We start from the raw sequence: 3,218 nt of genomic DNA, 5'->3' as shown, positions 1-3,218 counted from the left end.
AGCGCTAAAAAGGAGAAAAATATCGACCCATCGTGACCGCAGGCATTAGAATTTGACCGCGTAACGCCATCTCATGCGCAGCGGTCACGTTCGCCGGAATGAGCGGTCACGTTCGCCGGAATACGCAGCACGTCTCATCGATATCGAGCTAGGCTACTTGATGGGCAAGAATTGTGGGTAATTGCAAGGTTCATGGAGCGCTTACTAGTCTTCCGTTGTTGCAACAAAGTAGATCTTAGGCAACAATGTCAGCTTCGGTACAAGGCAACAACAAATATGAACCGCTTTTCAACTGCGCAATTTACTGGCACGCTAGCATTATCCATTTCTTGCCTTGTCATAATAAGCCGCCTATTCCACGTTCCCCAACTTGTGGCATTCCTACCAGAAGCGGAGATCATCGGCGCTCTCAACCTCTTGCTTTTATGTTGTATGGGTATCGCTTTGATAGTGTTGTCCCGAGGGTGGGCCACGCCGTCACGTCCAAGTAAAATGATCTTGTTGGCATCATTACTGTTATTGATGCTAATTCCGTGTTTTTTCCTTTTCGAGGCAATTACTGGGATTCCGCTGGGAATCGACATAGCCCCATCTGGCATAAAACCAACCCTAATGAGTCCGCATCCTGGCCGTATATCGCCCAACGCATCGGTCGCATATCTCGCGATCGCGATCGCAATTTTTTTATTTATCCAATCAAAGAGTAAGTTGTGCAATTGCTTGGCGTTAATTGCTACAGCGACAGCTGTTCTAATATCAGCATCAACGATTTTGGGAAAAGCATTGGGCCTTGCATCGCTTTATCAGGTGGCCGGACTCAATCAAATGTTGCCAGGCACTGCGGTTGCGATTTGTGCTTGCGCGATCGGCCTATGGACGTTAATTCGTCCTGCTCACGATATCGTGAAAAACGGGAAAGCGATGGAGCATGACATTAATCGCCAGGCAGCAATCATAATTACTGTGGTCGCAGTAATCGGTGGGATTGGGGGCTTTGCAGTTTTACGAACCAGTTTTGAGGAGGCTGCTGCGAACAATATGCTGGCGACTACGCAAACTGCCGCAGCCTCTCTAGTTGGCGAAATCGAAGCGAATCTATGGTATCCCCAAGTAATTTCTGAACGTACTAGTGTACAGATTGCTTTCGCAGGTCTGCTACATGCGCGCCGTCGCATGGTTGCCAAGCCTTTCGCGCGCATCGCCGAGCGGTTCTTCAACAAGCAGGTCACCGGTGCTCAGTTTCTAGACCCTGGAGGTAACGTGGTACACCAATTTGGTTGGTTGGTTTCTAATGCATCCAGTTTGCGGCACCCCCTATTGATTGCCAAACAACACGCGACGTTAATATGGTCCAACGGGTACGTGCTCGAGACGCGAAACGAGATTCTCGACGGCAAGGTATTGCTAGGAGTTTTGGTAATACAGACTCGCCTGCCACGTTTTGATACCGCAGTTGCGCTTTTGCGTCAAGCTTCGAAGGCTACGGATGCAGCGATCTGTAGCAAAAGTGGCACGATGGCGATTTGTGCTCCCACGCGTTTGCGCCCCAAAGCGTTCACGTTAAGACTCGACGCCGACCCTACGACTGCAGCCTCGACAATAAGTTTGGCACTCGCTGGCGAAAGTGGAGTCCTGCTTGTTAGAGACCCTGCTGGGACTAACGTAATCTCCGCATTCGTCCCTCTTAAAAATTTCGGATTGGCTCTTGGCGTAAAATCAGATGTCCAAGCGCTTTACGCTCCTTTGCGGGCTCGGCTTCTGCAATTGCTGGTAGTTCTTACCGCCCTAGTTGTCGCAAGTTCGATAGCGCTACGAAGTCAGTTGCGCCCACTTGTTGCCGCGCTCGCGAAAGAACAACGACGTACTGCCAGCATTTTGGAAAACTCCAACGATGCCTTTGTCGCATTAGACGCGAATGGGCGCATAACTGATTGGAATGCTCAAGCAACCCGTATGTTCGGTTGGTCAGCTAAGGAAGCGCTCGACCGGTCTCTAGGTACGCTCATTGGGGACCTAGCTGCTACGGCAATGCGCGAAGCTGGCATTACACAGGTCCGACAGGCGGGGACCGGCGCCGCCATCAATGGTCGTATTGAATTGCAAGCCATGCATAAAGACGGATACATGGTGCCTGTCGAGCTTTCGGTGAAGCCCGAGCAGGTGGGAGAAGAAAATATAGCTCATGCGTTCCTGCACGACATCTCGGAGCGGAAAGCTGCTCAGAATGCTTTACTGCAGAGCGACCAGCGCGTGAAGCTTATTGCAAATAACCTTCCCGCACTTGTTTCCTATATTGATCATGATTTTAGGTATGTATTTACCAATAATCAGTATCAGAAGTGGTTTAATCGAGAGGAAAATTTCTTTACGGGAAAAACAGTTGAAGAGGTCTTCGGGGCTACGGTGTTTAGCGGGGTGCGTGATCAGATAGCAGGGGCATTGGGGGGCGCAGACGTTATTTTTGAGCTTGTTAATCCAATTCCAAATTCGCCTACTAACATGTTAGTTCATTACGTTCCGGATCGGGACAAAAATGACAATGTTATTGGCGTAATTGGAATGGTACTCGATCTTACTGAACAGCATGAGGCTCAGCGGCGCGTGGAAGCTAGCGAACGGCAACTACGTGCTGTTACCGATAATTTGCCTGTAATAATCACCTACATTGACGCTGACGAAAGACTACGCTTTATGAATGACGCATTTGGTGAATGGGCCGGAGTGGATATAGTTAGTGCAATCGGCCAGCCCTTGGCCGACGTCTTAGGGGGAGAATTATATAATCAACGATGCAAAGAATTACAGCGCGCCTTGGCGGGAGAGCGTGTTGAATTTGACGTTGCCTCTAACGCAAGAGACGGCATACGTTACCTGCATACCGTGTACGTGCCAGATGCACACGCCGATGGACGTACGCGTGGGGTGTTTGCAGTAAGTACAGACGTCACGCCGTTAAAAAAAATCGAGAATGAATTACGAGAGTTGTCACGAGTTGATACTCTAACTGGGTTGCCCAACCGCCGCCAATTTAACGAAAGACTTGAAGAGGCATTAGCACGCACGAGGCGGGGCACTGTGTCAATGGCGTTGACGGTAGTTGTCAACAAAGATGTCGCGTCAATCAAGCAGCTTTCTCTAATACTTCTGGCTGATTCCGTTCTGGATTCAGCCAGACCTGGTCCTGCAGTTCCCAGTCCCGGGTCCGTCCCGCCCAGCGC

General features: G+C 50.0%; 1 protein-coding gene. It reads left to right on the top strand.

The features are described 5' to 3' along the window. Positions 1-612: 612 nt before the first annotated feature. On the top strand, positions 613-3,218 hold a 2,606-nt coding region (locus tag CR103_RS21570; protein ID WP_218968518.1), incomplete at its 3' end, for a PAS domain-containing protein.

The organism is Massilia psychrophila, from assembly GCF_002760665.1.
Lineage (GTDB): Bacteria > Pseudomonadota > Gammaproteobacteria > Burkholderiales > Burkholderiaceae_D > JAFCUW01.
The sequence above is the reverse complement of the archived record's forward strand: the minus strand, read 5'-3'. Positions and strand labels throughout refer to the sequence as shown.